This is a genomic window from Acinetobacter harbinensis, assembly GCF_000816495.1.
GTDB classification, from domain to species: domain Bacteria; phylum Pseudomonadota; class Gammaproteobacteria; order Pseudomonadales; family Moraxellaceae; genus Acinetobacter; species Acinetobacter harbinensis.
In genome coordinates, this window is record NZ_JXBK01000002.1 from 144901 (window position 1) to 150436 (window position 5536).

At 41.6% G+C, this 5536-nt stretch carries 6 protein-coding genes; 5 read left to right on the top strand and 1 reads right to left on the bottom strand.

Annotation, left to right across the window (positions count from 1 at the left end):
* On the top strand, window positions 1-299 hold a 299-nt coding region (locus SE27_RS12845), incomplete at its 5' end, for a roadblock/LC7 domain-containing protein (protein WP_455550006.1).
* 105 nt (window positions 300-404) lie between these two features.
* On the opposite strand, the gene SE27_RS12850 is transcribed toward SE27_RS12845, so the two are convergent.
* Window positions 405-836: a MarR family winged helix-turn-helix transcriptional regulator gene (locus SE27_RS12850; RefSeq protein WP_039624226.1), complete on the bottom strand. Its 432-nt coding sequence runs from the start codon at window positions 834-836 to the stop codon at window positions 405-407.
* A 719-nt stretch (window positions 837-1555) separates the two neighbouring features.
* Between SE27_RS12850 and SE27_RS13735 the strand changes: the two genes are divergently transcribed.
* The 4 genes from SE27_RS13735 to SE27_RS14610 all read left to right on the top strand — a co-directional run.
* Window positions 1556-2685, top strand: a protein-coding gene (locus SE27_RS13735; protein WP_148308931.1) for an IS3 family transposase whose coding sequence is annotated in 2 segments (ribosomal slippage) — window positions 1556-1808 and window positions 1808-2685 — 1131 coding nt in all. Because the reading frame shifts where the segments join, the coding sequence is not laid out codon by codon here.
* Between the two features lie 331 nt (window positions 2686-3016).
* Window positions 3017-4174, top strand: a complete 1158-nt coding sequence (locus tag SE27_RS12865) for an iron-containing alcohol dehydrogenase (RefSeq protein WP_039624228.1) — start codon at window positions 3017-3019, stop codon at window positions 4172-4174.
* A 216-nt stretch (window positions 4175-4390) separates the two neighbouring features.
* Complete coding sequence (locus SE27_RS12870; RefSeq protein ID WP_039624229.1) at window positions 4391-4693, top strand: DUF1330 domain-containing protein; 303 nt, start codon at window positions 4391-4393, stop codon at window positions 4691-4693.
* A gap of 264 nt (window positions 4694-4957) precedes the next feature.
* The coding region (locus SE27_RS14610) for an oxidoreductase (protein ID WP_455550007.1) at window positions 4958-5536 on the top strand (579 nt) is incomplete at its 3' end.

Consider the following 5536-nt stretch of genomic DNA (forward strand, 5'->3'; position numbering starts at 1 on the left):
TGGTAGATAGCGAAAGCGGTCTGTCATTGGCGACACAAGGCAGTGGAATTGACTTAGAGTTGGCTGCTGCGGGAAATACTGAAGTTATACGTGCAAAACGTAAAGTTGCTAAAGCTTTAGAGTTAAATGACAATATTGAAGATATTTTGATCACCTTGACCAAGCAATATCACCTGATTCGTCCATTAGATAGCAATGAAAATCTATTTTTGTACTTGGTGCTAGATCGCTCTAAATCTAACTTGGCAATGGCACGTTATGAATTGAAAGCCTTTGAAAAAGGGTTGGATTTTTCTTAATTGTCCATCACCTTATCCACAGATTTCATCTCCTAAAAATCTGCGGATAACGCTTAAAAAACCAGCCGAAATGCTGGTTTTTTATTGCCTCCAATTTAATTTAACCTAGACACCCTTGTCCAATATTTCAACTAAATCTTGCATTGAATCTCTTAACTGTTCAATATTTTGTACATTCACTTTTTGCAGTAACTGTTGAGGAATTTTTTTAGCCTCAAGTTGCATCTCTAGCCCTTGCTGGGTTAATGAAATCAGTACTCTGCGTTCGTCATCAGGATCTCGAGAACGAAGTAATAATCCCGCCTTTTCCATTCTTTTTAACAGTGGCGTTAATGTGCCACTGTCTAAATATAAACACTGTCCCAGATCACCCACACTTCGACCATCACGTTCCCACAACACCAACATCACCAAATACTGAGAATAGGTCAAACCTAAGGGTTCCAGTAGTGGACGATATACCCGCACCAATAAGTTCGATGCTGCATACAAAGGAAAGCATAACTGTTTGTCTAATTTTAAGTGATCATTGGGCATATCAATTTTTATCGTGTGGCTGTTCGGGTTAGGCGCACTATATTACCGCGAATTACAGGGCAATACCGCCACACTGGATGAGTTTTTTAGGCAATGAACTTTTATCATCCCTTGCAGAGTAGCCATCACGCTGACCGCTCAAGCGATACCTTAAAGCACAGTTTCTGATACATGCGCTATCTGCGCAATGCTTGCGCTGACTTAAACCTTTTTATTGATCATTTTATATTTTTGATCAGCACGGCTATGAATCATGACCTCGCCAAATCATGCAACATCGCTTAGGAAAATCATTGTTTTGATTTTATTGTGTTCTTTGTAGCATTGCATTGTTTGGCTAAGGCGAGAGCTAGATTTAATTTATTTTGCCACTGTGCAGCCTGCTATGCATACAAACCATTGCATGGACTTAAATTAAGCACAACACATCTGATACTCTATTTTGATTAAATGTTCTAGGCGTAACTTCGCCTCAATTAATCTTATTTATGCTGAATTAATAGCCAACCTGATGATCTGACCGTGAGATAAAATACTCAAGCCATGCTCTACGCTATCCACAAATTAAATTTGAACAGCGAGGTGGTATGCAAAATAGTTTTATAAAAAAATACATCAAAACAGACATTTATGATGTGGATCTATGATTTTAGACCACGTCTATAAGTGATAATCTACTCCCCAATAAGCATGGGAAATGCTTGTTTCTGGAGTCAACCATGACACGAAGAAAACGTCGTAATCACTCAGCAGATTTCAAAGCTAAAGTTGCTCTCGCAGCAATTAAAGGCGACCACACACTCGCTGAGCTTTCTACTCAATTCGATTTACATCAAAATCAAATCATTGATTGGAAAAATCAACTGCTTGAGCAATCGATCAATATTTTTTCACGACCAACAGCACAACAAGAACCAGAGATTGATCTTAAAGCTTTACATGCCAAGATAGGACATCAGGCATTGCAAATTGATTTTTTAGAAGGTGCACTCAGAAAAACAGGGCAACTGAGCGGCAAAAAATGATCGATAAGACCCATCAACTTTCGGTACGACAACAATCGCAATTGATTCAAATCAATCGCAGCACGTTGTATTACAAGCCCAAAGAGATTTCATCAACTGATTTGAGTTTAATGCGTCTAATTGATGAAATTCACATCGACTACCCATTTATGGGCAGTCGAATGATACGAGACATGCTACAGCGTCAAGGATATCAAATAGGTCGGCGTAAAGTCCGACGTTTAATGCGCTTGATGAGAATACATGCCTTGTATCCAAAGCCCAATACCAGTAAGCCTAATCTTGCACACCGTATTTTTCCATATCTTTTGAAAAACATGGTTATAGATCACTCTAATCAAGTCTGGTGTACAGATATCACGTACATTCCTATGGCTAAAGGCTTTGTCTATCTGTGTGCGATTATAGATTGGCATAGTCGTAAAGTACTGGCTCATAGTGTATCGATCAGTATGGAAACAGACTTTTGCATAGATGCGTTGCAAGAAGCAATTGTGAAATATGGTTGTCCTGAGGTGTTCAATACAGACCAAGGCAGTCAATTCACAAGCGAGGCATTTTTGAATGAGTTAAAATTGCGAAATATCCGTATCAGTATGGACGGAAAAGGACGGTGGATGGATAATGTGATGATTGAGCGTTTATGGCGCAGTGTGAAGCATGAGGAAGTCTATTTGAAGGCTTACGATACGGTTAAACAAGCAAAACAATCAATTGCTGAATATTTGGATTTTTATAACACGATACGTCCTCATTCAAGCTTGAATAAGGCAACACCAAATGAATTTTATGATCGACATTTACCAAAAGTAATGGCAGCATAATTTAAATATTTAGAGCGGATTTATCACTTATAAAACTAGATTGAGTGGTCTAATTAACGGAACCACATCATTTAATTCAATTAGATTAGATCTAAAAATAAACACCCTTTAAGATCATCTCCATCATCTGTTTAAGTTAACGCATCAATGATCCATCTATAGACACAAATGAATGGTAATATTTTTATAGACGACTGGTCTATTTTTATATATAGTTACTCCATGGCATTATTTATAGATGGATGGCGATACCAATCAAATCATGGATTGGCTGGTTGTCAGCACTGCATATCAACCCCCCTTAACTCATCAATTTTTTTAGGATAGCGCTATGCTTAATTTTGAATTTTACAATCCAACGCGAATTATTTTTGGCACAGACACCATTCAGCGTATTCATGATTTTGTACCCTCAGATGCCCGAGTGTTAATGTTATATGGCGGAGAAAGCGCGCGCAAAAATGGCACCCTAGATGAAGTTCGTACAGCACTCGGTCAGCGTGAAATACAAGAATTTGGCGGCATAGAACCCAATCCGAGCTATGAAACGCTGATGAAAGCGGTCGAATTGATCCGTGAACAAAAATTAGATTTTTTATTGGCAGTCGGCGGTGGTTCCGTTATTGACGGAACCAAATTTATTGCGGCTGCTGTGAACTATGCAGGTGACGAATGGCAAATTTTAGAAACACATGGCGCGAAAATAACCCAAGCATTGCCGTTTGGTAGCGTATTGACTCTGCCTGCAACGGGTTCAGAGATGAACAGTGGCGGTGTAGTGACTCGAAAATCGACCCAGACCAAATTGGCTTTTGGTAGCAGTCATGTTTTTCCTCAATTTTCAGTACTGGATCCCAATAAAACCTATAGTTTACCAGTGCGTCAACTGGCCAATGGTGTGGTGGATGCCTTTATCCATGTCATGGAGCAATATTTAACCTACTCTGTCAATGCCCAGGTACAAGATCGTTTTGCCGAAAGCCTTTTGCAAACCCTAATTGAAATTGCGCCGAAGGTCGTTGAAGAATCTGCCGATTATGACACGCGTGCCAATTTGATGTGGACGGCCACCATGGCATTAAATGGTTTGATTGGTGCCGGTGTACCACAAGATTGGTCTACGCATATGATTGGCCATGAACTGACTGCACTGCATAATATTGATCATGCGCGTACTTTAGCGATTGTACTGCCTGCCAATATGCAGGTTCGTCGTGCTCAGAAACGCGACAAATTACTGCAATATGCTGAACGTGTCTGGCACATCGTCGATGGTGACGAAGAACAGCGCATTGATGCCGCCATTGCACGTACCCGAGCATTCTTTGAAGATTTAGGTTTACCAACGCGCCTTGCCGATTATCAACTGGGTGCTAAAGATATTGATGAGGTGATCAAACAGCTGGAAGCACATAAATTGACAAAACTTGGTGAGCATCAAGATATTTCATTGGATGTCAGTCGACGCATACTCGAAGCCAGTCTGTAAATAGCGAGGCAACCTTTGCCATCAGCAAGGGTTGTCTATCAGCCGATGTATTAAATCGCTAAATTTTTATATTCAAAAAGCCAAGAAAATTGAATCTATCTTGATACAGAATTAAACCATGCATGTCGATAGAACACAGCGGCTGCTAACGGTTGAATCGCTCGGTATAAACAATCATTTTGAATAGATTACCTTTTATACACTGAGGAGGCATAAATGCCAGCTTATGTAGTCTTTACACGCGAAGAAACCACAGATGAAGCGCAATTGCAGCAATATTCAGAAAAAGCGGCTGCTGCGCGTCCCGGCCATGACTTAACCCCTTTGGCATTCTACGGTGAGTTTGAACTTCTTGAAGGTGATCCGATTGAAGGGGCAGTTATTTTGCGCTTTGCAGACATGGCTGCAGCTCGAAACTGGTACAACAGCCCAGCCTACCAAGAGGCTTTGCAGCATCGGCTAAGCGGTGCAAAGTATCGAGTTTTCATTGTCCAAGGGCTCGACGACTTACTCAGTTAAGCGCTGTTTCAGCAATTCAGGCGCTGAATTAACGCTCTTGATGAATCCATATGAATGAGATTGGTGGGGTTCTCAAAACCTTGTCCAAGGTAATCGATTGATTCATATCACCTACACTGATGCCCATAGTGATAGCGACAGCTCACACTCAATAATGCCCTACAGCCTCTCGCTCCTGTTTCTTTTTCCTTTTAGTGGAAAGAGCGAGGATATTTTTTTTAAATTTTAGATATTTTACTATTGTAATCGCGTGGAACCAAAGAAATGAAAGCCAGTCAATTTTTTCAGAAGATTCATTTAGGCCCGTATCTGCTCAAAAATCGTATTGTATTACCGCCCCTAACGCGCTCGCGTAGCACCCAACCGGGCAATATCGCCAACGAGCTGATGGCCACCTATTATACCCAGCGCGCCAGTGCAGGTTTTATGGTGACTGAAGGTACGCAAATCGAGCCGCGTGGTCAAGGCTATGCATGGACGCCGGGAATTTATAGTCCCGAACAAATTGCCGGCTGGCGCCACGTTACCGATGCTGTACATGCTGAAGGAAATATTATTTTTGCCCAACTTTGGCATGTGGGTCGGGTTTCACATACCTCGTTGCAACCCAATGCAGAGGCGCCAGTGGCACCATCTGCAATCGCGGCCAATAATGTTAAAGTCTTTATCGAAACAGCACCGGGGATGGGTGCCTTGGCAGATCCATCCATGCCGCGTGCACTCACCACAGCAGAAGTCAAAGCCTTGGTGCAACTGTATGCACAAGCGGCCCGCAATGCGCTAAGCGCAGGCTTTGATGGGGTCGAGATTCATTGTGCCAATGGTTATTTGGTCAATCAGTTT

Excerpts from the sequence above, each read along its gene's own strand:
- SE27_RS12865 (WP_039624228.1), top strand. The coding sequence starts at position 3,017 with ATGCTTAATTTTGAATTTTACAATCCAACGCGAATTATTTTTGGCACA.
- SE27_RS12870 (WP_039624229.1), top strand. The coding sequence starts at position 4,391 with ATGCCAGCTTATGTAGTCTTTACACGCGAAGAAACCACAGATGAAGCG.
- SE27_RS12850 (WP_039624226.1), bottom strand. The coding sequence starts at position 836 with ATGCCCAATGATCACTTAAAATTAGACAAACAGTTATGCTTTCCTTTG.